At 61.3% G+C, this 26,586-nt stretch carries 14 protein-coding genes and 1 pseudogene; 11 read left to right on the top strand and 4 right to left on the bottom strand.

What is annotated here, in order from left to right:
- The first annotated feature begins 29 nt into the window (after window positions 1-29).
- Window positions 30-251: a hypothetical protein gene (locus AC1DUY_RS16845; protein WP_478115685.1), complete on the top strand. Its 222-nt coding sequence runs from the start codon at window positions 30-32 to the stop codon at window positions 249-251.
- Between the two features lie 249 nt (window positions 252-500).
- On the opposite strand, the gene AC1DUY_RS16840 is transcribed toward AC1DUY_RS16845, so the two are convergent.
- The 3 genes from AC1DUY_RS16840 to AC1DUY_RS16830 all read right to left on the bottom strand — a co-directional run bounded on the left by AC1DUY_RS16840 (window position 501) and on the right by AC1DUY_RS16830 (window position 4,071).
- Window positions 501-797 carry a hypothetical protein gene (locus AC1DUY_RS16840; protein ID WP_478115683.1) on the bottom strand — a complete coding sequence of 99 codons (297 nt, stop codon included), beginning with the start codon at window positions 795-797 and terminating at the stop codon, window positions 501-503.
- Between the two features lie 159 nt (window positions 798-956).
- The gene (locus tag AC1DUY_RS16835; RefSeq protein ID WP_478115681.1) at window positions 957-2,282 is read right to left on the bottom strand and encodes an HlyD family type I secretion periplasmic adaptor subunit; all 1,326 of its coding nucleotides are present in this window, start codon (window positions 2,280-2,282) and stop codon (window positions 957-959) included.
- Window positions 2,283-2,292: 10 nt separating this feature from the next.
- Complete coding sequence (locus tag AC1DUY_RS16830; protein ID WP_478115679.1) at window positions 2,293-4,071, bottom strand: type I secretion system permease/ATPase; 1,779 nt, start codon at window positions 4,069-4,071, stop codon at window positions 2,293-2,295.
- A gap of 569 nt (window positions 4,072-4,640) precedes the next feature.
- Here AC1DUY_RS16830 and AC1DUY_RS16825 point away from each other — a divergent pair.
- Window positions 4,641-12,974, top strand: coding sequence for an ExeM/NucH family extracellular endonuclease (locus AC1DUY_RS16825; RefSeq protein ID WP_478115677.1), 8,334 nt, complete (start codon window positions 4,641-4,643; stop codon window positions 12,972-12,974).
- Between the two features lie 104 nt (window positions 12,975-13,078).
- Here AC1DUY_RS16825 and AC1DUY_RS16820 read toward each other — a convergent pair whose 3' ends face one another.
- On the bottom strand, window positions 13,079-13,879 hold the full coding sequence (locus AC1DUY_RS16820; protein ID WP_478115675.1) for a GntR family transcriptional regulator: 801 nt from the start codon (window positions 13,877-13,879) through the stop codon (window positions 13,079-13,081).
- 349 nt (window positions 13,880-14,228) lie between these two features.
- Here AC1DUY_RS16820 and AC1DUY_RS16815 point away from each other — a divergent pair, with 349 nt between their 5' ends.
- The 9 genes and pseudogenes from AC1DUY_RS16815 to AC1DUY_RS16775 all read left to right on the top strand — a co-directional run bounded on the left by AC1DUY_RS16815 (window position 14,229) and on the right by AC1DUY_RS16775 (window position 26,394).
- A complete protein-coding gene (locus AC1DUY_RS16815; RefSeq protein WP_478115673.1) occupies window positions 14,229-15,287 on the top strand; it encodes an ABC transporter ATP-binding protein in 1,059 nt (352 codons plus the stop codon).
- A complete protein-coding gene (locus AC1DUY_RS16810; protein ID WP_478115671.1) occupies window positions 15,287-16,315 on the top strand; it encodes an ABC transporter ATP-binding protein in 1,029 nt (342 codons plus the stop codon). Before AC1DUY_RS16815 ends, AC1DUY_RS16810 begins: the two co-directional genes overlap by 1 nt.
- A gap of 19 nt (window positions 16,316-16,334) precedes the next feature.
- Window positions 16,335-17,888 (top strand): ABC transporter substrate-binding protein, encoded by a 1,554-nt coding sequence (locus AC1DUY_RS16805; RefSeq protein ID WP_478115669.1) that lies wholly within the window; start codon window positions 16,335-16,337, stop codon window positions 17,886-17,888.
- Between the two features lie 63 nt (window positions 17,889-17,951).
- Window positions 17,952-18,908 (top strand): ABC transporter permease, encoded by a 957-nt coding sequence (locus AC1DUY_RS16800; RefSeq protein ID WP_478115667.1) that lies wholly within the window; start codon window positions 17,952-17,954, stop codon window positions 18,906-18,908.
- Entirely contained in the window at window positions 18,905-19,780 is an 876-nt protein-coding gene (locus AC1DUY_RS16795) for an ABC transporter permease (RefSeq protein ID WP_478115665.1), read from the top strand. The genes AC1DUY_RS16800 and AC1DUY_RS16795 overlap by 4 nt, the downstream gene beginning before the upstream one ends.
- Window positions 19,781-19,807: 27 nt before the next feature.
- Window positions 19,808-21,523: an AMP-binding protein gene (locus AC1DUY_RS16790; protein ID WP_478115663.1), complete on the top strand. Its 1,716-nt coding sequence runs from the start codon at window positions 19,808-19,810 to the stop codon at window positions 21,521-21,523.
- A gap of 73 nt (window positions 21,524-21,596) precedes the next feature.
- Entirely contained in the window at window positions 21,597-24,908 is a 3,312-nt protein-coding gene (locus tag AC1DUY_RS16785; RefSeq protein WP_478115661.1) for a carboxyl transferase domain-containing protein, read from the top strand.
- 41 nt (window positions 24,909-24,949) lie between these two features.
- Window positions 24,950-25,912: pseudogene (locus AC1DUY_RS16780) on the top strand (hypothetical protein).
- 146 nt (window positions 25,913-26,058) lie between these two features.
- Window positions 26,059-26,394, top strand: coding sequence for a hypothetical protein (locus tag AC1DUY_RS16775; RefSeq protein WP_478115659.1), 336 nt, complete (start codon window positions 26,059-26,061; stop codon window positions 26,392-26,394).
- Window positions 26,395-26,586: the final 192 nt, after the last annotated feature.

Raw genomic sequence — 26,586 nt, 5'->3', positions numbered from 1 at the left:
GTAATCGGAATTCCGGGATGGAGGTTTGAATGCCCAGACAATTTGGATTGAAGGCGACATCGATTGCAGCGTTGACGCCCGCGACGGCGTGCAAAACGACGCTTGGCCTGATCGGATGGATGTTTGCGCCGAAGAACCGCGTGTCGCGTGGCGCCGCACCGGTGAGGCGCTCATCGGCATACACGGCGCTGCCCTATGCGCCAGCAAGCTGGCGCGGCTCCCGTGGCCGGCGATCGGTCTCGGTCAACTGAAATCCGTGCGACGTTGCGCGCTAGCGTGTCGAGCGTTTGTCCGGTGTGGCTCGTTCCTTAATTGGCGGCTCTTCCAGAAATTTGTTGGTCGGGGATGGGTCATCCGTCAGCCAGTCCACGAAGTGGACGGCATTCTCGATCCAGTCCATCAATCTCGTCCAGGCGCGTTTCAGGGCATGTGGCATACCGATTAGTCGCAGATAGCGCGGCTCGGGTTCAGTGGAGCAGCGAGAGCAGTGGATTGGGCTGTCAGGCGGCCTTCCTCATTATCGACTCGTCGTTGTCAGTTGTGCAGTCGACAGCGATCTGATTGTCACCGAGTTGCCTGCGACGCAGGGCGGACTGCATCTTGCCGAACACCTCGACGACAGTACGGAGCTCCCTGCGCAGCTCTTCGATCTGCGTCGGTCTCGGTCCCTCGTGATATCCCCGCAAATACCTGGCCGCGGCGACGATCTCCGGCGAAAGCGGCGCCTTCAGCTTGACGGCGAGCACCAGTCCTTCTCCGATCGCCTGCTGCAGGAATGCTATCGTATCTGCGAGCAACAGTTCGCGTCCCTCATGCCTGTCCATGATGTCGCCGCCGATTCGCTTAGGTTGACGCTGAGGGAAGGGTGCCGCGGTATGGGTAATGAATAGTCACGGAAAACCTTGCGCAGATTGATGGGGTCATCAATGCGGAGGTTGAGGCCGGGGCGACTCGATTCAGTCGTGACGGAACGAGCGAGCCAGTTGGTCCTCGATCGGCTTGCGGAGATAGGCGAACGCGGTACGGGAGCCATTCTGAATATAGGCTTCGACCGGCATGCCCGGCACAAGTGCCTTCCCGCCGAGTTTGGCGAGTTCTCCGTCGATGAGGCTAATGCGCGCTACATAATAGGACGCGCCGGACTGCTGGTCTTTTGTGAGATCGGCCGCTATGCGGGTAAGCCTTCCGTTGAGATCCGGTGTGATCGCGGAATCGAAAGCCGTGAAGCGCAGCTTCGCGGATTGACCTAGTCGGAGACGGTCAATCATCTGCGGATCGACCCGCGCCTCGACCACGAGAGAATCCTTCTCCGGGACGATAAGCATCAACTGTTCGCCCGCAGTAATAACGCCGCCCACCGTATGGATCGTCTTCTGGTGAACCATCCCGTCCTGCGGCGCCCGCAGCATCACGCGCGCGAGTTGATCGACTGCTGCGATCCGGCGCTCGGAGAGATCGGCCATCTTGATCTCCACCTCGCGCAGCTCGGTCGCGATCTCGCGTCGCTGATCCTGCACGACCTGAAGCGTCTGTAGTTCTGTCTCGGTGATGCGGCCTTTGGCCCGCGCCGTTTCGGCGATCAATTGTCCTTCCTCGCCGATCAGCCGCGCGGCTTCGCGTTCGAGTGTGGTCAGCCGTGCGTAGGGAATCAGATTTTTCTCGAAGAGCTGGCGAACCCCTTCGAGTTCGCGCTGGATCAGTCGGATCTGTTCGCGCTTTGACTCGATTTGAGCGGCGAGGCCGTGGATCTCCTCACCGATCTGCGACGTGCGCTCGCGCAGTTGCGACTGTTGGCCGCTGACGGCTTCGCGTCGTCTGAGCAACAGGCTCGTTTCACCGGTGATGATGTCGGCGATCGCGGGCAACTCGATACGGTCCGCAAGTTCGGCCGGTATCACGAAAGCGTCGCGACCATCCTGTTCCGCGCGCAGCCGCGCTCGGCGCGTCCAGAACTGGTTGAGCTGGTTTTCGATCAGCGCCAGGTTGGCTCGCGTCATGGTCTCGTCAAGCCGGACCAGAACGTCGCCTGCTCGTACGCGGTCCCCGTCATTGACAAGAATTTCGGCGACCACCCCGCCGGTCGGATGCTGAATCCTGCGCACGTTGCTATCGACGACGATCTGTGCCGGCGCTATCACCGCGCTCGCGAGTGGCGCGGTTGCCGCCCAGACGCCAGCGGTGGAGATCGCCACGGCGAGTATAGCCAGTCCCGCATACGCAGTTCGCCGGATATCGCGGAAGGGATCAGGGCGGCTTGAGTTGGGCGTTGCAGAATTTGGCATCAGGGTTTCCTCAGCTTCGGCCTTCAGCGGTCATGCGGACTTCGTGCACCGGCTGTGGCGCCACCTGGTTTGCAGGATGTTGCGAGGCAAGCGCCTTGCGCAGGACTTCATCTTTCGGACCAAATGCCTGGACCTGGCCATTGGCGAGCGTCATCACGAGATCGACCCCTGCGAGAGCCGCCGGGCGGTGTGCAACAATGATGGCGATTCCGCCGCGCTCACGTACGCCCTTGATTGCCTGCGTCAACGCAGCGTCGCCTTCGACGTCGAGATTGGCGTTCGGTTCGTCGAGCACCACCATGAACGGGTCCCTGTAGAGCGCGCGTGCAAGCGCTACCCGTTGCCGCTGCCCACCCGAGAGGGCAGCGCCGGCTTCACCGATTCGCATTTCGAAGCCCTTTGGCAGGTTAAGGATCATGTCATAGGCACCCGCGGCTTTCGCGGCGGCAATGACGGTCGGTCCATCCATCTCCGGATCGAAGCGGGCAATGTTCTCGGCCACCGTGCCGTCGAACAGTTCGACGTCTTGCGGCAAATAGCCCATCAAGCCGCCCCGAATTTCGGCGGGCCACTGGTCGAGGGTTGCGCCATCGAGGCGGATCTCGCCGCGCGCTGCAGGCCAGATCCCGACCAGCGCACGCGCCAATGTGGATTTGCCCGACGCCGACGGTCCGATGATTCCAACAGCCTGGCCGGCTTTGAGTTGGAACGTGGCATTCTGAACGATGGCCTTGGTGCCGCCCGGCGCGACAATGAAAACCTGATCGACCGTGAGAATGTGTTGAGCACGTTCTGGCGCAACGGCAGAAGGGCTCTCGTCTTGAGACGACAGCGCGTCGCGTAACCGCTGCCAGGCCTGGCGGGCGCCGACGAAAGGACGCCAAACCGAGATCGCCAGTTCGACGGGAGCCAGCGCACGGCTGCCCATGATCGAGGAGGCAATCATGACACCACTGCTGGCCTGTCCTTCGATTACCAGCCAAGCGCCTAATCCGAGCAATGCCGATTGCAAGATGAACCGCAGGGTCTTCGACAGCGTGCCAAGTGCACCGGCAATATCGGAACCGTGCTGCTGAGCAGCGATCTGATCCGCATTGGCTGCGCCGATGCGTGAGATGACTCGTCGCTCCATGCCGAGGGCGGCGACGACCTCGGCATTGCGGCGTCCCGCCTCCAGCTGGATGTTGCGTAGGGCGGCATGGCGGGATGCTTCTCGCGTGGGCTTCCGTGTCAGAATCTCCGTAACAAGAGCAATGCCGAACAGAATGGTTGCGCCACCGACCAGGGTCCATCCAAGATAGGGATGCAGCAGGAAGCACCCGGCGAGATACAGCGGCATCCACGGCAGATCGAACAGCGTTGTCGGCCCGAGGCCGGACAGGAACCCGCGCACTGAATCCAGATCGTGCGCGAGTTGAACGCCGCTGCCGCGGTTGGACTTCAAAGGCGATCGCAGAATGGCGGAATTCACCGGCTCCCACAACGCGCCATCAAGTGCAGCTCCGATGCGCGTCAGGATCCGCTGGCGCAACCAGTCGAAAACACCCTGCACAGCGTAGATCGCAATTACGATAATCGAGAGCGATACGAGAGTAGGAATGCTGCGCGAGGGAATGACGCGGTCATAGACCTGCAGCATGTAAATGGATCCGGTCAGCATCAGGATGTTGACCACGGCGGAGAACAACCCGACAGACAGGAACGCGCTACGACATGATGCGAGAGCGGCACTCGGAAGATCTTGGTGCTTCGATCCGGCTGTTCTGTCTGTCGAAATTGCTGCGGTCATATTTCACCTGGGCCAGTAAGCGACAGCGATGCGCGCCGATCGAGTTCGTTATCTGGCTTCAGCGTCAACTGCGTGACAGCGTGTGAATTGCGTGCGCGTGCAATTTTTCTGTCGCGCGATCGGCCATGTAAATGGTGAGCGATGTGCGCGACAAGACGTTGCAACAGCAAACACATTCTTTCTTGCGCATTGCGTGCGCGAACCTCGGCCGCTGTTTTGCCGCGCGATCGATCGGGAGCTCAAAGTAATTCAGTGTAGTTCGATCAGTTTCATCGTTCTTCCGTGCGAACTGCGACCAAGCCACGGTGGAGCAACCCGCAACGCTTTGCACTTTTGCGGGTGTGGCACGATGTCGCGATTTACTGTGTCGCCTTTGTATAGTCGAGCAAAAAGAGCGGTCGGCGCGTGGCTTCACTGCGACGTTAGAAACCAGTCACGCGGCTGTTAAATCGACGTGGCTACATCCGGCGCATTAACTTTTCGTTAACCAAAGGCAGTCGGTCGCGCGTCTTCGCATTCTGCGAAGCGAGCGATGTTCGACGCACGCCTCAACGATGGAAGCCGATTTCATGTCAACGACATATCACGCCCTTGCCGTTAGCGATCTCGTCCAGGATTGGTCCAATGCCGGCGCAATCAACGTCGATGATAATTGGTCTTCCGTTCCATCGATCGTTGGCTATCTCGGTGACATCAACGCTGGTTCGCCAACTGGCACCGATCCGCGGACATTGACCGGCGCTGGGCTCGGCGCCGTCGATGTGATCGCCAATCAGACTGCCCCGAATTCTCTTACCAATGGCGGCGTTGCGGAATTCGCTGTTGCCAATCCGACCATTGCGCTGAACGGCTCGGGTACTGCCGACGCACCGAGCCTCGTGCTTTATCTCGATGCGAGCGGCCGCGATAATGTGCGACTGACCTTCAATGCGCGCGATCTCGACGGCAGCGCAGACGATGCGTCCCAGCCAATTGCCGTGCAGTACCGTATCGGTTCCGCCGGGTCCTGGACGAATGTGCCGGGTGGCTACGCTGCCGACGTGACCACCGCGAATGCCGCAACTCAAGTGACGCCTTTCAATTTACTGCTGCCGTCCGAAGTCAATGGCCACGCGGACTTGCAGGTCCGGATTCTCACCACCAATGCCGGTGGCAATGACGAGTGGGTCGGGATCGACGATATCCGCGTCACGAGCAATGCCAGCACCCCGGTCGTAGGTCAGACTGTCGGCTTTTCTGCAGGCACAGTGTCGGTCTCGCATGACGAGGGCAATAGCGGCTCGACGGTCTATCAATTCACCGTGGAGCGCAGTGGTGGCACCGATGGCGATGTCTCATTCTCCGGAACCATTGCCTCTGCGCAGACCGACGCATCGGATTTTGTTGGAAGCGTGCCGAGCAGCTTTAGCGGCGTGATCCCGGCTGGGCAGGGCTCGGCAACGGTGACCGTTATGGTCGCCGGTGACACCACCAGCGAGCCGAATGAAAATTTCACGCTGACGCTTCAGAGCGCTTCCAATTCCACCGCCGTGGCGACCACGATCGGCACCGCGCAAGCCACCGGCACCATCGTCAATGATGACGTCGCGATCACCAAGATCAGCGCCATCCAGGGTACGGGCGCCACCAGCGGAATGGTCGGCCAGACGGTCACCGTCGAAGCCATCGTCGTCGGTGATTTCCAGAATGGGGACGGCGACAACAGCCGCAACCTGAACGGCTTCTATGTTCAGGAAGAGGTGACCGACTCCGACGGCAATGTCCTGACCTCTGAAGCCATCTTCGTATTCGGCGGCAACGGTGACGTGGCCGTCGGCGACCGTGTCCGTGTCACCGGTTCGATCAGCGAGTATTTCGGTCTCACCGAACTCACCGCGACCAACATTTCCGTGGTTGAAGCGGGAGCAGTTGCCGATATCAACACGATGGCGACCGTGATCGATCTGCCGGGTGCCGGCACCACGCTGAGCCAGGACGGCGATTATCAGCCGAACCTCGAAGCCTATGAGGGCATGCTGGTCACGCTGCCAGAGACACTCGTGATTACCGAGCAGTTCAACCTCGATCGCTTCAATGAAATCAAGCTCGTGGCAGGCGATCGCCCGGCCCAGTTCACTCAGGAAAATGCGCCGGACGCTGCAGCCTACCAGGCCTATCTGGCCGAACTCGGCTCGCGCACCATCACCTATGATGATGGCCTGAACGCCCAGAACGCGGCCATCAGCAATCTCGACGGCTTCAGCCCGACCTACAACACGGCGACGGCGCCGCGGATGGGGGACACGATCACCGGGCTGACGGGCGTGCTGGACTATCAGTGGGCTGGCAATGCCGCATCGGGCGCGACCTGGCGGGTCCGCTCCGTCGAGAACGGCACCAATACGTTTGAAGACGGCGCCGCGCCGCGGACTACTGCACCCGACGATGTCGGAGGTACGCTCCAGGTCGCAAGCTTCAACGTCCTGAATTTCTTCAAGACGCTGGACAATGGCGCCAGCACCGCCATCGGCCAGGAGCCGCGCGGCGCCAACGACTCCGTCGAGCTCTCGCGCCAGACCGGCAAGCTGGTCGATACCATTCTTGCAATGGATGCCGACGTGCTTGCACTGACCGAACTGGAGAATGATTTTCTGCCGGGTTCGTCTGGCAATGCCATCGAATATCTGGTCGGCCAGCTCAATGCCGCTGCGGGTCCCGGTACCTATGCCTGGGTCAATCCCGGTCAGCAGTTCGTTGGTGGTGATGCCATCGCGGTTGGCTTCATCTACAAGACCGCGGATGTGAAAATCGCGGACGGGACAACGGTCGCGATCCTCAACGATGCCGATCTGCCTGGACTCGGGCTTTCCGGCCTGCTCAGCCAGAGCACTGTTGGGCACATCTTCGACGGCGCGAACACCAGCCGCAACGCGCTGGCAGTAACGTTCGAACAAATCGCCACCGGAGAAACTTTCACCGCAATCGCCAACCACCTCAAATCCAAGAGCGGCACCGGCACCGGCCTCGATGCTGACCAGGGTGACGGTCAGGGTAACTGGCAGAACCAGCGCGAACTCGCGGCGACTGCGCTCACCGCTTGGGCCAACAGCGACCCGACCGGTTCCGGCGACAGCGACGTGCTGATGCTCGGCGATTTCAACAGCTACGCCAAGGAGCAGGCAACGGGCATCATCGAGAACGCAGGCTATGAAAACCTGCATGGCCGGGAGGACGGTGCTTATTCTTACGTCTTCGATGGTCAAACCGGCACCCTCGATTACGCATTCGCGAATGACAGCCTGTCGTCGCAGGTTACTGGCGTCACCACCTGGCACATCAATGCCGATGAGGCCGATGCCCTCGACTACAACACGGACTTTTCGCGCGATCCAGCGATCTTCGATGCCGATACGAATGTCCGCGTTTCCGACCACGATCCGGTCATCGTTGGCCTCGATCTGAACCAGAACCAGACGCCGTCGACCTACAGGCTGCAGATCCTGCATGCGTCGGATTTCGAGGCCGGTCTCGATGCGGTCGATCGCGCCGGCAATTTCGCCGCCATCGTCGATTACCTCGAAGAGACACAGGCGAATTCGATCACGTTGTCGTCGGGCGACAACTTCATCCCCAGCCCGTTCTTCAGTGCCGGCAGCGACGCCTCGTTGAAGGAAGTCTATGAGACCGCGCTCGAGACCTATTACGGTCTTGCCAGCGGCACGCTGAACATCACGCCGGGCTTCGGTAGTGCTGACATCTCGGTGCTGAACATCATCGGCGTGCAGGCCTCGGCGATCGGAAATCACGAATTCGACGCGGGCACAAATCCGCTCGCAGCAATCATTCGGCAAACTGCCGGCTTCCCGGGCGCACAGTTCCCCTTCCTATCTGCCAATCTGGATTTCTCAGGCGATCCCAATCTTGCCGGCCTCTACACCAGCCTCATCCAGAACGCTGACAACTATTCCGGCTTCCCGCCGGCCGCCGGCATCGGCAAGAAGATCGCACCCGCAACCATCATCGAGGAGGGCGGTGAAAAGATCGGTGTGGTGGGCGCTACCACCCAGATCGTCGAAAGCATTTCCTCGACCGGTGGCGTCGAGGTGATCGGCGACGATGTTGACGACATGGCCGCACTTGCTGCGATCCTGCAGCCAACTATCGACAGCCTGATCGCTCAGGGTATCAACAAGATCATCCTGGTCAGCCATCTCCAGCAGATCGCGTTCGAGCAGGCGCTTGCACCGTTGCTGCACGGCGTCGACATCATCATCTCGGGCGGATCGAACACGCTGCTCGCCGATGCGCAGGATACGCTGCGTCCGGGCGACACTGCCGATGGCACTTACCCGATCGTGACCCATAATGCCGACGGCAACACCACGCTGATCGTCAATACTGACGGTGAATACTCCTATGTCGGCCGGCTGGTGGTCGATTTCGACGCCAATGGCAACGTTATCGCGGGAAGTGTCGATCCTAATGTCAGCGGTGCTTATGCGACCACTGACGAAGAGGTCGCCGATCTTTATGACGACGTCATCGACGTCGACGGTGACGGCGATATCGATGCGGCGGATGCCAATCCGTTCGCCGAAGGCAGCAAGGGGGATCTCGTCAACGACATCGCCCAGGGGGTCGGTAATGTGATCGACGCTCAGGACGGCAATCTGTTCGGCAGCACCAATGTCTATCTGGAAGGCCGTCGCGGTGAGGTCCGCACCGAGGAGACCAATCTGGGCGACCTCACGGCCGACGCCAATCTCTGGTACGCCCAGAAGGCCGATGCAACGGTGACGGTCTCGATCAAGAATGGCGGCGGTGTCCGCGATTCGATCGGCAGCGTCTCCGCAGTGGGCGGCGTCGCCCAGGAGAAGCCGCCATCGGCCAATCCCGGTGTCGGCAAGGAAGAAGGCGACATCTCGCAGCTCGATATCGCCAACTCGCTGCGCTTCAACAATGCTTTGTCCATGGTCACCGTGACGGCAACGCAGTTGTTGACGGTGCTGGAGCATGCGGTGGCCGCGACTGCGAATGGCGCCACCCCCGGTCAGTTCGCACAGGTCGGCGGCATCGCTTACTCCTTCGACAAGGATAGCCCGGCCGGCAACCGTATTCAGTCGGCGGCGCTGATCGACGAGAACGGCAATCCCGTCCTTGCCCTGGTCGAGAACGGTGAGCTCGTTGTCGATGCCAATATGGCGATCCGGGTCGTGACGCTGAGCTTCCTGCTCACGGGCGGCGACGGCTATCCGTTCGCGAGCTTCATTGCGGCCAATCCGGCCTTTGCAAATGTTGTGAACCTGTCTCCGAATCTCGTTCCCGATGCTGGTCAGGTGGCTAACTTTGCGGCCGAAGGCACCGAACAGGACGCGTTCGCCGAATATCTCGCGGCGCACTATTCCGAAACGGCTTACGATGTCCTCGACACCGACCGCGCGCATGACACTCGAATCCAGAACCTCGACTATCGGTCGGATACGGTGCTCTCCGTGCAGCCGATCGTGCTGGTCGGCGACGATGATGACAACATCCTCACTGGCGCACTCGGCAACGATACGATCTCCGGCGGCGAGGGCGATGACACGCTGACGGGTCTTGGCGGCAATGACGAACTCGACGGCGGCGACGGCGATGATACGTTGCTCGGCGGTGCCGGAAACGACAATCTCACCGGTGGCGAAGGTGACGACGCTCTCAGCGGCGATGCCGGCAACGACGTCCTGGCCGGCGGCGAAGGTGACGACACGCTCTCCGGCGGCGCCGGTGACGATGAGCTCGATGGCGGCGAAGGCTACGACACCCTCGACGGCGGTGCTGGCAACGACCGGCTGATTGCCGGAGCCGGCGATAGCGCATCCGGCGGCGATGGTGACGACATTATCGTGGTCTCGACCGACGATTACGCGCCGGCGTTGATCGATGGCGGTGACGGCAATGACATCCTGAAACTGGTGGGTTCCGCTACCGGCGTCATCGACACCAGCAACATCGTTATCAACGTCGAAAATCTCGTGGTCAGTGAAGGTACCTGGTCGGTCACCGGCAGCGACTACTCCACGGTTACAGTCGAGGGCGACGCCACACTCATCAGCAACGTGGCTGTCAACAACGGCGATCTGCTTTCGGTCCATGCTGGCGGCAAGCTGATCGCCGGCACCGCCATCCTCTGGTCGGGCGGCGGAGCCGCCGTGGTTGACAATGCCGGCCTGATCGAAGGATCGAGCCGCGTGCTCAACACCACGAGCGGTGTGACGGGCTCGTTGACCTTCAACAACGAAGCAGGCGGCATTCTTCGCGGTGCGCTGAGCCCACAACAGGCGGGACACGCTGATGCGACCATCACGATCAACAATGCTGGCGTGATGGAAGCGGGCGGTCGCGTCATCGACTTCCGCAGCTTCGATGGAGCCGGCGCTTCGGCGGTGATCAACAATCTCGCCGGCGGCATTATCCGCCAGTACGGGAGCGACACCGACGTGATCCGCCCCGGCAATGACGGGATTGTTAATAACTGGGGTACCATCACTACCGATCCTGGCTTCGTTGGCGGAGGTGACCTGATCGACTTCCAGAGCGATACCGGCGGCAAGGTCAACAACTATGCCGGCGGCTGGATGGAAGGTTCGCGCCATGCCGTGACCGGTGACAATGCTGTGACCGTTGTCAATTCAGGCACGATGATCGGCCGCAACGGCTCGGCGGTGAACATCGACAATGGCGGTTCGGAAGCCGAGAAGGTCTTCATCACCAACCACGGCACGATGGAAGGTCGCTCGGCGGAACTGTCCGACTCCGATGGCGATGCCATCGACGTCGATGGTCTGGTGCAGGTCCTGAACTACGGCCGTATCGCCGGCCTCGGCGCCGAGGGCTACCATGATGGCGAACCGAACGTCTCCGAGGGTATCGCCATCGGAGGAGGCTCCGTCGTCAACAGTGCTACTGGCGAGATCTACGGTTACGGTCGTGCTATCCAGGTGGATAATTCCAGCAACAGCAACGCGCTGGGTGTGTCCACGATCGTGAATGATGGCCTGATCCGCGGCGATGGTCACGGTCCGGAAGGCGTCTCTGCGGAAGACGCTGCCCGCTTCGACCTGCGCGGCAATGAGGCGATCAATCTGGTTGGCGACTATGAGGATTTCGTCGGCAACAACAGCACCGGCCGGATCATCGGCGGCATATCGATGGGCGGGGCCAGGGACACCCTGAATAACTCCGGCTCGATCATCGCGACCGGTGGATCGGCCATCGACATGGGCGCCGGCAACGACCAGGTGAACCTCTATGTCGGTGCGACGGTGACCGGCAAGATCCTGCTCGGAACCGGCGATGACGTCGCTCTCTCCACCTCGGCTGGTGGCTTCGAGATCGATGGCGGCGACGGCAGCGATACGATGGCCATGGACTACGCATATGGCGGTGCTGACATCCTCAGCGGCGGAAACGGCAACGACTACATCTATGCCGGTGCAGGCAACGATCAGGTCGATGGCGGGGCTGACGACGATACGCTCTATGGCAATGACGGCGATGACCTGATCAAGGGCGGATCCGGCAATGACGATATCGCCGGCGGCATTGGAGCTGACACCATTCATGGTGATGGCGGCAATGACAGCATCGATGGTGGCGAAGGGAACGATACCGTCTTCTACACGGGAACGTTCAATAACCACGGCTACGCGTTGAACGGTGATGGCTCCGTCAAGGTCACCGACCTGCGCAATGGTGCGCCGGACGGGATCGACACGCTGCGTAATGTCGAGCAGCTCAATTTTGTCGATGGGACCTGGAAGCTAGTGGTCGGCACCAACGGCGACGACGCGATCACCGGTTCTGCCGGCAATGATCTGGTGTTTGGCGGCAGCGGAAATGATACTTTCCTCGGCACCGGCGGGCTGGATACCTATGACGGCGGCGACGGAACCGACACAATCGACTACAGCCAGATCACCTTCAAGGTGACGGTCGATCTTGCCTCCGGGCTCGCTTACTACCCCGGCTATCTCGCCGGCGCCGATCATTTCAGCAATATCGAAAATGCGATCGGGACCGGCTATGACGATCTTCTGATCGGAACCAGCGGTGCCAACACGTTGATCGGGGGCGCGGGCAACGACGTTCTGAACGGCGGTGACGGCGACGACATCCTGCGCGGCGGTGCCGGTAACGACACGATCGACGGCGGAGCGGGCTACGATGTGCTCGACCTGTCGGATGCGACCGGAGCGTTGACGGTCAACTACGCGGCTGGAACGGTGACGGGTGCCGGGATCGGGACCGATCATTTCACCGGCATCGAGGAGATCCTGTTCGGTACGGGCAATGATCAAATCACCGGCGGCAACGGTGACGACACCTTCGATGGCGGTGCCGGCAACGACACCATCAATGGCGGTGCGGGTGACGATGCGCTCAGCGGCGGCGTTGGTGACGACGCGATCGACGGCGGTTCCGGCGACGACGTGGTGTCCGGCGGCATCGGCAACGATACGCTGAAGGCCGGCTCCGGCGATGACAGCGTCGATGGCGGCGACGGCAACGACATCATCGATGCTGGCTCGGGCGACGACATCATCGTGGCCGGTGCGGGTGCGGACAAGGTGAATGCCGGCTCCGGCAACGACATCATCGGCGGTGGAACCGGCGACGATATCCTGACCGGCGGTTCTGGCTCCGACGTGTTCGTGTTCGCCGCCGGGTTCGGAAAGGATATGATCACCGACTTCGCCGCGAGCGGAGCGTCCAAGGACTTCATCCAGTTCTCCAGTGATCTGTTCTCCGACTATGCCGATGTGATGTCTCACAGCGCCCAGGTCGGCAGCAGCATCGTGGTGACGCTGGATGAAAACCATGCAGTTACGCTCGCCAACACCAGCCTGGCGTCGCTCACCGCTGACGACTTCCGCTTCGTCTAGCGACGGACATGCACACGGGGCGTTACTGGCGCCCCGTGTGCACCCTACGTTTTTGCGTTGATGAATTGCGGTCGCTACCGTCTGAGCCTACAGCCCCGTCGAATTCATCCGCGCGGAGCGGGCGCAATGTCCGCCGGCATACTATCGTGCCCGTCGCTATGTGTTAGCGCGCTCAGGTCGAATGTCTCTCCGCGAATGCGCGATAGGGTGGACAAGGCGCGGTCGCGATCACTTTCCAGAAGCTGACCGAGATGTGTGACAGCAGCGTTCGGCTTACGTTGCCGGATCGCTTTCAATGTCGACGCCATCAGGTCGGCGCTGAGCCGGCGGATGTCGCGGGTCTGATAGTCCAGCGGTGTCTTCCAGATGGTTTCCCATACGGTCTGGTTGGCAAGGTCGGTGAGCAGTTCGACGAGCAGTTCGTTGCCCGAGCCGCGCGCAATGGTCTTTACCGCGCGCGTCGTTGTGTGTGCGAAAGCCATTGGATCATCGATCTCGACTGCGACTCTCAACTCGTCGCAGCGGCGCGCCAATGTGTCGATGAAGCTTTCGACCGGCGTGGTCGCCATGGTGCGCACTGCCAGCATCGACAGTGCGGTGCGGACATTAAACAGGTCAGCCACCGATTTGAGTGACAGCGGCCTGATATAGGCGCCGCGCCGCGGAAAGATGTCGACCAAGCGCCGGCGCTCGAGAATGCGTATCGCTTCACGGATTGGGCCACGGCTGACGCCGAAATCGCGCGCGAGGTCGAGTTCGACAAGACGCTCGCCCGCTTTGCGACGGCCGGAGACGATTTCGGCACCGAGTTCCTCCGCAACCTGGTCGGGGATCGTACGCGGTGCAAATCTCCGTTCGACGTCGTGCTGGTTATCGTTGAATGGCCTGCGAAGTGTCGCTGCCATGGCTGCCTCCTGTCGATGCACGCTTGCCGCGTCATACGGTCCTGTCTACCGCAGAAGTCAATTGTTGACAATTGACAGTCGATGACCTTTCATTGGGTTACTGTCGCTTCAATACATACCGGCTCAAGCCGGACCGCGATGGAACGTCCCGATGCAAGATCTGCAGAACAGGGATGGCAAGGGAGGTGAACATGGCGGCTCTGTTTGCGTCGGCGCATGTCCGACTGACAACAGCCCAACAGACACGCGTCTGCGGCTTTCATCCGTATGTGCAAGTGCAGCACCGGCAAACCCTGCAGCAGCGGATGAGGCGCGGCGTCATTGGTCGTGTTCTGGCTGGCGAAGCGCAATGACAGGTGCGATCGACATCTCCGCTCCCACGGCAACGCGCGTTGCTGGAATGCCCGACGCGGGCGTTTCGCCGCAGCCGCTGCTGGAAGTACGCGATCTCTCGCTGTCATTCGCGACGGCGCGTGGCGCATTGCCGATCACCCGGAACGTAAATTTCACCATCGCGCCGGGCGAGCGCGTCGGTCTGGTCGGAGAGAGCGGATGCGGCAAGACCGTTACCGGACTCTCGCTGCTGCGGCTGTTGCCGCCGCAATCGGCGCGGATCGAAGGTGATATTCTGTTCAACGGAACCAATCTGGCCACGCTGTCGCCGCGGCGCATGCGCGCCGTGCGCGGGCGCGAGATTGCGATGATCTTCCAGGAGCCTATGAGCGCGCTTGATCCTGTCTTCACGGTTGGCGACCAGATCAGCGAAGCCTATCGCATCCATTTTCCGGTCAGTCGCGCGGAGGGGCGCGAGCGCGCCATCGCTGCGTTGCGTGAAGTCGGTATCCCCGCGCCGGAACGCCGCTGCGACGAATATCCGCATCAACTCTCGGGCGGTATGCGCCAGCGCGTGATGATCGCGATGGCGTTGATCTGCAAGCCGAAGCTGCTGGTCGCCGACGAGCCGACCACGGCGCTCGATGTCACGGTGCAGGCGCAGATCACCGATCTCTTGCGTTCGTTGAGCGAGCGCACCGGCACGGCATTGATCTTCATTACCCATGACCTTGGCGTCGTCGCCGAAACCTGCACCCGCATGATCACCATGTATGCCGGTGAGGTCGTCGAGGACGCGCCGGTGGACGACGTGCTGACGCGGCCGCGTCATCCCTATACATCCGGACTGCTGCGCTCGCTGCCTAGCCTCAGCCCGCGCCGCGGTGTGCTGGCCTCGATCCCCGGCCGCGTACCGTCGCCCAATGCGATGCCGGCCGGCTGCCGCTTCCGATCACGTTGCACGCATGCCGTGGCGGGCTGCGAGCGGAGTCAGCCGATGATCGAGATCAAAAGCGGTCGTACTGCACGCTGCTGGCGTGCTCCCGAACTTGTGCTGCCGGGGGCGGTGAATTGATGTCTTCCGCGCAGAACCATAATAGCGACAGCGGCATTCTCGCAGTGCGCGACTTGCGGATCCTGTTTCCGACCCGCGATAGCCGCGACACCGTCAAGGCGATCGACGGCATGGATTTCGAGGTTCGCGCTGGCGAGACCTTCGGCATTATCGGTGAGTCCGGCTCGGGCAAGACCACACTCGGCCGTGCGCTGGTGTCGCTGCTGCCGCCGAGTCATGGCCAGATCCTGCATGACGGCACCGATCCGGCTGCCCTCAGCACCAGCGCATTCCGTAAGCACCGCCGCGATTACCAGATCATCTTCCAGGATCCGAATGCCGCGCTTAATCCGCGCATGACCATCATCGACAGCGTGGTCGAGCCGCTGGAGATCATGGGCGAGGGCGATCATGCCTCGCGCCACCGTCGTGGCATCGAGGTGCTGGAGCGCGTCGGCCTCGCCGCCGAAGCCGCCGATCGCTATCCGCATCAGCTGTCCGGCGGCCAGAAGCAGCGCGTTAACATCGCGCGCGTGCTGACGTTACGGCCCAAGGTCATCGTTTGCGACGAGGTGGTGGCGGCGCTCGACGTCTCCATCCGCGGCGACGTGCTCAATCTGTTTGCCGATCTGCAGCGCGAATTCGGTCTGACTTATGTGTTCATCACCCATGACATCTCGGTGGTCTCGCACATCTCCGACCGCATCGCCGTCACCTATCTCGGCAAGCTGATGGAGCTCGGTCCGGCCGAGGATGTGGTCGAGCGGCCACTGCATCCCTATACGCGTGCGCTGTTGTCGGCCGAGCCGGTGCCGTTGCCGTCGCATTTGCGGGTCGACCGCCGCATCATTCTCGAAGGTGAAATTCCGAGCCCGGTGGCGCCGCCATCAGGTTGCCGCTTCCGCACGCGCTGCCCGTCGGTGCAACCGCGTTGCGCCAAAGAAGTGCCAGCCTGGCGCGACGTGAAGCCGGGACACCGCGTGGCCTGCCATTTCGCCACGGTGGACGGGCCACCGCCAGATAATCAAAAAGCGCAACGCGCATCATAATCAACGGGAGGATTTTCAAATGAAGACAATTGATCTGGGCAAGCAAACATTGCGTCGTCGTGACATTCTGGCGCTGATGGGCGGCGCTGCCGTGACCGGCGCACTCGGCCTGCCGGCCTGGGCGCAAGAGGCCAAGAAGGGCGGCGTGCTGAAGGTCGCCGCGCCGGCCAATCCGTCATCGCTCGATCCGGCCACCGGCGGCGCCGGCTCCGACCACAGCATTCTGTGGACCATGTATGACACGCTGGTGGAGTGGGATTACGAGACGCTGAAGCCGAAGCCGGGCATGGCGAAATGGGCGTTCCCCGATCCGAAGACCATGGTGCTCGACATCAGCGCCGGCATCAAATTCCACGATGGCACACCGATGGATGCCGAGGCCGTCAAATTCAACCTCGAGCGCAACCGCACCGATCAGCGCTCCAACGTCAAGCCCGATCTCTCCAGCGTGGAAGCGGTTGAGGTGACCGGTCCGCTGCAGGTCACGCTGAAGCTTAAGAATCCGGACACGGCATTGCCGGCCATTCTGTCGGACCGTGCTGGCATGATGGTGTCGCCGACCAATATCAAGGCGCTCGGCAATGAGACCGACCGCAAGCCGGTCGGCGCTGGCCCATGGAAATTCGTGCGCTGGAACGACAACGAGATCATCGTCGTGGCGCGCCATGACCAATACTGGCGTCAGGGCCGACCTTATCTGGACGGCATCGAATTCAACATCATTCCGGAAAATGCCACCGCCTTGCGTTCGGTCGTCGCCGGCCAGAACGATATGGCATTCCAGCTGCCGGCGCGATTGAAGCCGGTGATCGAGCGCGCCAAGAATCTGGAAACCGTCAGCTCGCCGACGTTGTATTGCATTCAGGTCTACTTCAATTACGGCCGCGCACCGCTCGACAACGTCAAGGTCCGTCAGGCGATCAACTTCGCGCTCGACCGCGATGCTTTCGTCAAGGCGGCCCTCAACGGACTCGGCGAACCGGCGCGCATGACGCTGCCGAGCTCGCACTGGGCGTTCAACAAGGACGTCGCGGGGATGTATCCGAACAATCCGGAAAAGGCGAAGCAGCTGCTCGCCGAGGCCGGCTACAAGGATGGTCTTGAACTGACCATCGGCGGCTATATGGATCAGGATTCCGTGCGGCGTGGCGAGGTGATCCAGGATCAGCTCGGCAAGGCTGGTATCCGCCTGAAATTCACCCGCGGCACCATCGCCGAAATCAGCGCGCAGTTCTTTGCCACCGAGAAAAAGTTCGACCTTCTTGTCTCGGCATGGACCGGGCGTCCGGATCCGAGCATGACCTACGGGCTGAGCTTCGACAAAGGCGCTTATTACAATGCGGGCCGCAGCGGTGAGCCGGAGTTGTCGAAGTTGATCCAGGAGAGCCGCGTCAGCGAAGACCTCGCCAAGCGCGCCGATGTGTTCGCCAAGATCCAGAAATTCACGGTGGAGAACGCCCTGTCGGCACCGCTCGCATTCCAGTTCGAACTCGATGCGCTGTCCGCCAAGGTGAAGGGCTTCAGGCCCAATCTGCTCGGCAAGCCGAAATTCGAAAACATCTCGCTCGGCTAATCCGTCCGACACAGCAACCGGCGCCGCGATCATCGCGGCGTCCCTAACTGGTGTGAATTGCGCATGTTGAATTCCGGACGTCTCCGCATCATCGGTCGTCGCCTGCTGCAGGCAATCCCGGTGGTGGTGCTGTCGACCTTCATCGTGTTCGGCCTGCTCAAGCTGGTGCCGGGCGATGTTGCTGTGACGCTTGCTGGCGACAATGCGTCGGAGCAGCGGATCGCCGAAATCCGCGAGCTCTATGGTCTGAACCAGCCGTTCCTGCTGCAATATGGCTCATGGCTCTGGAAGGCAGCGCATGGCGATCTCTCCAGCTCGCTGATTTCCAACGAAGCGGTGCTGACCTCGATCCAGCGCTGCCTGCCGCATACGCTGCTGATCGTCGCACTCGCGCTGTTCATGGCGATGTTGGTCGGCATCCCCCTGGGCATTGCCGCGGCAACCAAGCCCGGCTCGTGGATCGACGGCTTCGTCATGGCGATTGCCTCACTCGGTGTCGCCGTGCCGAATTTCTGGCTCGGCATGCTGCTGGTGGCGTTCTTCTCGCTGCAGCTGAACTGGCTGCCGGCCACGGGTGCAGTATCGCTCATGAAAGATCCGTGGGCGTCACTCAGTCATGCCATCCTGCCGGCGGTGGCGCTTGCGTCCGGCGGCATTGCCGAGGTGGCGCGGCAATTGCGGTCGTCACTCGTCGAGATACTGTCGTCGCAACAGGTTCGCACGCTGCACGCCAAGGGTTTGCCGCCATCGGCGATCCTGTGGCGTCATGGTTTGAAGAATGTCAGCGTCAACCTGCTCACCGTCGTCAGCCTGCTCGCGAACCGCCTGCTCGCGGCGACCGTCGTGGTCGAGGCGGTGTTCGCGATTCCCGGCATGGGCGGGTTGATCGTCAACGGCGCGATGAACCGCGATTTCCCGGTGGTGCAGGGCGTGGTGTTCACCATGGTGCTGATCGTCGTCACGCTCAATCTGCTCACGGACATTCTGTACAGCGTCCTCGATCCGAGGATTTCGTCATGACGGATGCTGTGATGGCGCCCGAACGTCGGCAGGGACGTTTCTCGGGTTTTGTACGCTGGTTCCTCAGTGATCTACGCGGTGCTTTCAGCCTAACTTTCCTCGTCGCGCTGTTCGTGATTTCGGTCCTCGGCCCGTGGATCTCGCCATATGCGCCGGCCGCACAGGATCTCGACGCGGCGCTGGCAACCATGTCGACCCAACATTGGCTTGGTGCTGACGATCTCGGTCGCGATACGCTCAGCCGCCTGATCTATGGTGGTATGGCGTCGCTCTATGCGAGTTTCCTTGCGGTGACGATCGCCGTTCTGATCGGCGTGCCGGTCGGCATTCTCGCCGGCTATCTTGGCGGCTGGGCCGATACGGTGATCAGCCGCGTTATCGACAGCTTCCTGTCGTTCCCGGCCATCGTGCTCGCGATCGCCGTGACAGGTGCGCTCGGCATCGGCCTCACGAACGGCATGATCTCGGTTGGCATCGTGTTTTCGCCGCAGCTTGCGCGCCTCGTCCGTGCGCGCACGCTGGTGGTGCGCAATGAACTCTATGTCGATGCCGCGCGCTGTTTCGGTGGATCAACACCACGCATCCTGTGGCGTCACGTGCTGCCGAATGCCATCCAACCCGTCATCGTGCAGGTCACGCTGTTACTGGCCGCAGCGCTCCTGGCGGAAGCGAGCCTCAGCTTCCTCGGCCTCGGCATTCAGCCGCCCGATCCGAGCTGGGGCTCGATGCTGGCGCGCGCCTATCAGAACATGGAAATCGCGCCCGAGCAGATGTATCCGCCCGGCCTCGCCATCCTGTTTACCGCACTGGCCTTCAACACATTGGGTGAATCGCTGCGCGTCGCGCTCGACCCGACCATGAAACGCAATTGACCAAGACCAAGAACAAGGACGTCGGTGATGACCGCAAGCGCCAAAGAAACTGAATATCTCGCCAGGCTGCACGAGCTGTGGGCTAAGGCCTGGCCGAAAGGCACGCCAAACAAGCCGCAATATCTGCATGGCGAAATCGCGCTGACCGAATATTTGCGCACGTGGGCCAAACGTAATCCTGAAAAGGCTGCGGTGATCTTCTACGGTCACGTCACCACCTATGCCGAACTCGACGCGCAGAGTGATCGTCTCGCGGCGTTGCTGATGGAGAAGGGCGTTCGCAAGGGCGACCGTGTCGCGGTGTTCCTGCCGAACTGCCCGCAATTCCATATCGTATTCTTCGGCATCCTCAAGCTTGGCGCTATCCACGTCCCCGTCAGCCCGCTGTCGCGCGCGTTCGAATTGTCCTACGAATTGAATGATACCGACGCCGAAGTCATCGTGGCGCTAGATCAGCTGGCGCCAGTGGTCGACCAGGTGCGGAGCGAGTCCAAGCTGCGCGAAGTGATCGTTACCAGTTTCGCGGATGTACTTCCGGCCAAGCCGACCATTCCCGTCCCTGACTCGATCAGTGCGCCGCGCATTGCCATCTCCGGTGCGACCGATCTGCTACCGGCGCTGGCTGCGCTGCCCGCGCCAAAGCCGCTTCCGCCCGCCGGACTCGATGATATCGCTGCGCTGAATTACACCGGTGGCACCACCGGCATGCCGAAGGGCTGCGTGCACACACAGCGCGATATGGTCTATACGGCCGCCGCCAATCACGGCATCTCCGTCGTTGCCAATGAAAACAGCGTCTTTCTGTCGTTCTTTCCAGAGTTCTGGATTGCCGGTGAGAATTTCGGCCTGATCTTCCCGATGTTTACGGGCGCAACGCTTGTCCTGCTGGCGCGCTGGGATGCGATCGGGGCACTGTCGGCAATCGATCGCTACAAGGTCAATGTCACTGCAATGCCGGTGGATGGCGCCGTCGAGCTGATGGATCATCCGCGGTTCGGGGAATTCGACCTGTCGTCGCTTAATCAGGTGCGTGTCGTATCCTTCGTGAAGAAGCTCAACCCGGCCTATCGCAAGCGCTGGAAGGATCTCACCGGCACGATCCTTACGGAAGCTTCGTGGGGGATGACGGAGACCCATACATCCAACACCCTCACGGCTGGCTTCCAAGATGATGATTTCGATCTGCTGTCGCAGCCGATCTTCGTTGGGCTCCCGGTGCCCGGCGCCGAGTTCAAGATCACCGATTTCGAGACAGGTGAACTCGTGCCGCTCGGCGGCGAGGGCGAGATCCGCGTGCGGACACCATCGCTGCTGAAGAGCTACTGGAATAAGCCGGAAGCAACAGCGGAGTCGTTGATCGATGGCTGGCTGCGCACCGGCGATATCGGCACCATCGATACCGACGGCTTCCTGCACTTTCTCGGTCGTCGCAAAGAGATGCTGAAGGTCAAGGGCATGAGTGTATTCCCGCCGGAGATCGAGGCGCTGCTCGGGCAGCATCCGAAGGTTCTCGGATCGGGCGTGGTCGGCCGTGAAGATGCCAGCAAGGGGCAAGTGCCGGTCGCATTCATCCAGCTCAAGCCGGAAGAGAGAGGCACCATCACGCCAGCGGAACTGCAGGCGTGGTGTGCCGAACGGATGGCCGTCTACAAGGTGCCTGAGATCCGCATCATCGACGCGCTGCCGATGACTGCCACCGGCAAGGTGAAGAAGCAGGAACTCGACGCCAACGCGCCGCAGTAAATCGAAACGTTACATGGCCCTAGGTGTGGATGATGCCACCCCGGATCGCGTCTGTTGTTCACGGAGAGTTTTGATGCCCTTTCGCAAGTTGCTGATTGCCAATCGCGGCGAGATCGCCATTCGTATCGCGCGCGCCGCGGCGGACGCCGGCCTTGCCACCGTTGCCATATATCCAGCCGATGACGCGCTGTCGCTGCATGTACGGATCACCGACGAGTCCACGGAAATCCCCGGCCGTGGTGCGCGTGCTTATCTCGACATCGAAGGTGTGATTGGTGCAGCGAAAGCCACCGGCTGTGATGCGCTGCATCCGGGCTACGGCTTTCTCAGCGAGAACGCCGATCTGGCCCGCCGCTGCGCCGAAGAGGGCATCACCTTTGTCGGCCCGTCACCCGCGGCATTGCAGCTGTTTGGCGACAAGGTTGCGGCCAAGCAACTCGCCAAGCGCTGTGGTGTGCCGATCATCGCGGGCACCACGGGCCCCTCGACGCTTGATGAGGTGAAAGCGTTTTTCACATCGCTGGGGAGCAATGCCGCCGTGATGATCAAGGCCATGGCTGGCGGCGGCGGCCGCGGCATGCGCGTGGTCGAACGCGCCGCAGATCTCGACGACGCCTATGCGCGTTGTCAGTCTGAGGCCAAGGCGGCCTTCGGCAGCGACGGCGTCTATGTCGAGCGGCTCATTCGCAATGCCCGTCATATCGAAGTGCAGATCATCGGCGATCGTCACGGCGATATCAGCCAGCTCTGGGAGCGTGAATGCACGATCCAGCGCCGCAATCAGAAGCTGGTCGAAGTAGCGCCAAGTCCGTCGCTGTCACACAAATTGCGCAGCCGCATCGTTGAAGCCGCCAAAAATCTTGCGGCGGAGGCGAAGTATGACAGCCTCGGTACGTTCGAATTCCTGGTCGATGGCGAGGTTGGCGAGGGCGATGGCGCCTTCGCCTTTATCGAGGCCAATCCGCGGCTGCAAGTCGAGCACACCGTGACCGAGGAAGTGCTGTCGGTCGATCTGGTGCGGTCGCAGCTCGCCGTTGCCGGCGGCGCCACGCTGGCGTCGCTCGGCCTCGATCAGGCCTCGGTGCCGAGCCCGCGCGGTTTCGCCATGCAGCTCCGCATCAATATGGAGACCATGGATGCCACCGGCGCCACAAAACCGACCGGCGGCACGCTCGCGATTTTCGAGCCACCGTCAGGCCCGGGCGTGCGTGTCGATACGTTCGGTTATGCCGGTTACAAGACCAGTGCTGCCTTCGACTCGTTGCTGGCCAAGGTGATCGTCCACACGCCGTCGTCGAAATGGTCCGACGCCATAGCCAAGGGCACGCGAGCCCTGCGCGAATTCCGCATCGAGGGCGTCGCCACCAATATCCCGTTGATGCGGGCGATCCTGGCCAACGCCGATTTCCAGGCCAATCGGATCAACACCAGCTTCATCGATCGCAACGTCGCCGATCTGGTCGCTGCCACACTGACAGCGGGCAAGCCGCTATTCGCCGTCAGCGGATCAACCGGTGATGCACGGACCTCCGCCGGCGTCGTACAGCCCGCGCCGGAAGGATCGATCCCGGTCGCGGCGCCGCTGCAGGGCACGGTCGTGTCCATTCCGGTGGCCGAAGGCGATGTTGTCAGGCCCGGCCAGCAACTCGCCATCATCGAATCCATGAAGATGGAGCATCTGGTGACTGCGGAGCAGGGCGGTCGCGTCACCCGGATCGCGGCATCCGATGGCGTCACGTTGATGCAGGGCGAGCCCATTCTGTATATCGAACCTCAGGACGTGGCCGGCGACCTCGCCACGGAAGAAGCCGATATCGATCTCGACCACATTCGTCCCGACCTTGCCGAACTGATCGCTCGCCAGGGGATCACGCTCGATGAAAACCGGCCCTCTTCGGTCGAGCGCCGGCGCAAGACCAATCAGCGCACCGCGCGCGAGAATATTGCGCAACTGGTCGATGACGGCTCGTTCATGGAATACGGCAGCCTCGCCATTGCCGGCCAGCGGCGCCGCCGCGCGGTCGATGATCTCATCAAGAACACGCCGGCCGATGGTCTGGTCGCCGGTACGGCCACGGTCAATGCCACCAAATTCGGCGAGCACGAAGCACGCTGTATGGTGATCTCCTATGACTATACCGTGCTGGCCGGCACCCAGGGCCATATGAACCACAAGAAGATCGACCGCATGCTGTCGCTGGTCGAGCAGTGGAAAATGCCGCTGGTGTTCTATGCCGAAGGCGGCGGTGGTCGTCCCGGCGATACCGATCGGCTCGGCATGACGGGTCTCGACGGGCCGTCTTTCGTGCAATTCGCGAAACTTTCGGGTCTCGTCCCGGTGGTCGGCGTGGTGTCTGGCTATTGCTTCGCGGGCAATGCTGCGATGCTCGGTTGTTGTGACGTTATCATCGCCACGAAGAACGCCTCGATCGGCATGGGGGGTCCTGCGATGATCGAAGGCGGGGGTCTCGGCGTTTATCATCCGGCCGAAGTCGGACCCGTCTCTTTCCAGTCACCGAACGGCGTCGTCGATATTCTCGTCGAGGACGAAGAGGAAGCGACACGGGCCGCGCAGAAATATCTGTCCTACTTCCAAGGCGCCGTCACCGAATGGCGTGCGCCTGACCAGCGGCTGCTGCGACGTGCGATCCCGGAGAACCGGTTGCGCGTCTATGACATCCGCGCGGTGATCGATCTGATCGCTGATGAGGAATCCGTGCTCGAAATCCGGCGCGATTTTGGCGTCGGCATGATCACCGCGTTCATTCGTATCGAGGGCAAGCCATTCGGCCTGATTGCCAACAATCCCAAACATCTCGGCGGTGCCATCGACGCCGCGGCCGGAGACAAGGCGGCGCGCTTTCTGCAGCTCTGCGATGCATTCGACATTCCGATCGTGTCGCTCTGCGACACGCCGGGCTTCATGGTCGGGCCGGAAGCGGAGAAGACTGCGATCGTGCGCCATGTCGCGCGTATGTTCGTCACTGGCGCGAGCATCACGGTGCCGTTGTTCGGCATCGTGCTGCGCAAGGGCTATGGACTCGGCGCGCAGTCGATGATCGGCGGCGGTTTCCACGCCTCGTTCTTCACGGCGGCGTGGCCAACCGGAGAATTCGGCGGTATGGGGCTGGAAGGCTACGTGCGGCTCGGCTTCCGCAAGGAAATGGAGGCGATCGCCGATCCGTTGGAGCGCGAGACCTATTACAAGAATAAGGTCGCTGAGCTCTATGCCAACGGCAAGGCGACCTCGATCGCGTCGGTGTTCGAGATCGACAATGTCATCGACCCCGCCGAGACGCGCCGCTGGGTGATGGCCGGCCTGCGTTCGGTGCCGAAGCCACCGCAACGCGAGGGTCGCAAGCGCCCCTGTGTCGATACCTGGTAGCCATAACGAACCGACGGCCCACATTCCCGGAGGAGTTTCCAATGATATCAAAAGCATTCGATACGGTGATTGAGGACGCCGGAAATGCACTGATCGGTCCGTGGCGACAGCCCCGACAGATGCTCCATGCGCAGACTTACGACTCTCACGCATCCATCCATGACGATGCCACCGCGCAGAAGCTCGGCTTCAAGGGCGGGACCATCGAGGGCCCGACCCATTTCAGCCAGTTTGCACCGCTCTGCGAACGACTGTGGGGCTAGGGCTGGTTTGAGACGGGCTGTATCTCGGCGCATTATCGTGCTGCCGCCTTTGACGGCGAGGAGGTACAGGCCATTGTCGAAAAGCCGATCGATGACGGGCATTATTGCACGATCAGGATGGTGAAGCGTGATGGCACCGAAGTGTTGCGCGGCAGTGCCTCAATTGGCCGCGATGTGCCAGCCTCTGCCCTCGACATACGGCTGACCGAACTGAAGCCGCTGAGTGATGCCGTAATCCTGCGCGACATCAAGCTCGGCATGACCACCGCATCGCAGACGGTTCGGATGGATTTCGATCAGAACATGGGCGAGCTCTATCCATTCTCGCTTGAACAAAAGCTCAAGGTCATCACCGAGCCGTCGCCATATTACGTGCCCGAGAGCGCAGGCAACTCGCCATGGGGACGCGCGATCATTCCGATGGAAATGCTCAGCGTGTTATTTCAGCACGGCAGCAAGAAGGATCGTCTGCCGGTCAAGGGGCCGGCAGTTGGCCTGTTCGCTGATCAGGAAATCCGGTTGCTCTGCGGTCCGCTGTTCGTTGGAGAAGACTACCGCATAGACCGCAAGGTCGTCGCGATGTCCGGCAGCAAACGCACCGAGAGTCTGTGGGTGCGCACTGAAGTCTTCGATAGCTCGAACGCGCTGGTCGCGACGATGCTGCTCAATCTGGCGACGCTCAAGGAATCCTACGCCAGCTACGACCAAGAGTACGCTGCGCTTCCTCGAAGCCACGCGTAGCCTGATACGCCATCTTTGGGTTCAAGGGGCGGCGAGGCCGGGACAAGAGCATCGGCAATCAGACAAAATTATCTCGAGATGTGACGCTCGTCACATCCACCTCCAGCGGGAAGCAGTAAGGCTATGTGCCTTATCTGGAGGCGATCATGAGTGCATCGGAAGATGAACTGGAGCAATCCTATCGTCGATTATACCACCGCTTGATGATCAGGGCCGGAGTGATTTGCGTCGTCCTCATCTGTGCGATCATGGTTGGGCAGACCGCCGCAGTCCCCGCCATCGTGAAGCAAATCGTTTCAGGCTTTAACGATATGCATCCATCCCCAGGGGCGGAGGCGCGATCGCTACGCGTAGGTCGTAGTTGCCGGCTGAAGAACTCCTGGTCTATGATCGGGATAGCACCATTCGGTCCGGCGGCAGGTATTGAAGACAACGGCTGGCGTATCAAAGTCGAGTCGCGTGGCGACGTGGTTGCAATCTAGTCGTCAGGAGCGGCGTCCTGAAATCGCCGTTGTTCAAGTCTAGCTAACAAGTTCTTGGCGGGCAAAATTGAGTGTGATCCGTCCGCGATACCGAGTTTGTGCGCATTAGTGCACAAGAGTGCGGATCAGAACAGTGACCAGCGTGGCTGATGGCTAGATCAAGCGCTTCACTCGCATTCGAGAATCCGGAAT

The organism is Tardiphaga sp. P4_G1 (genome assembly GCF_056401215.1).
This window is presented reverse-complemented; position numbering and strand designations above follow the sequence as displayed.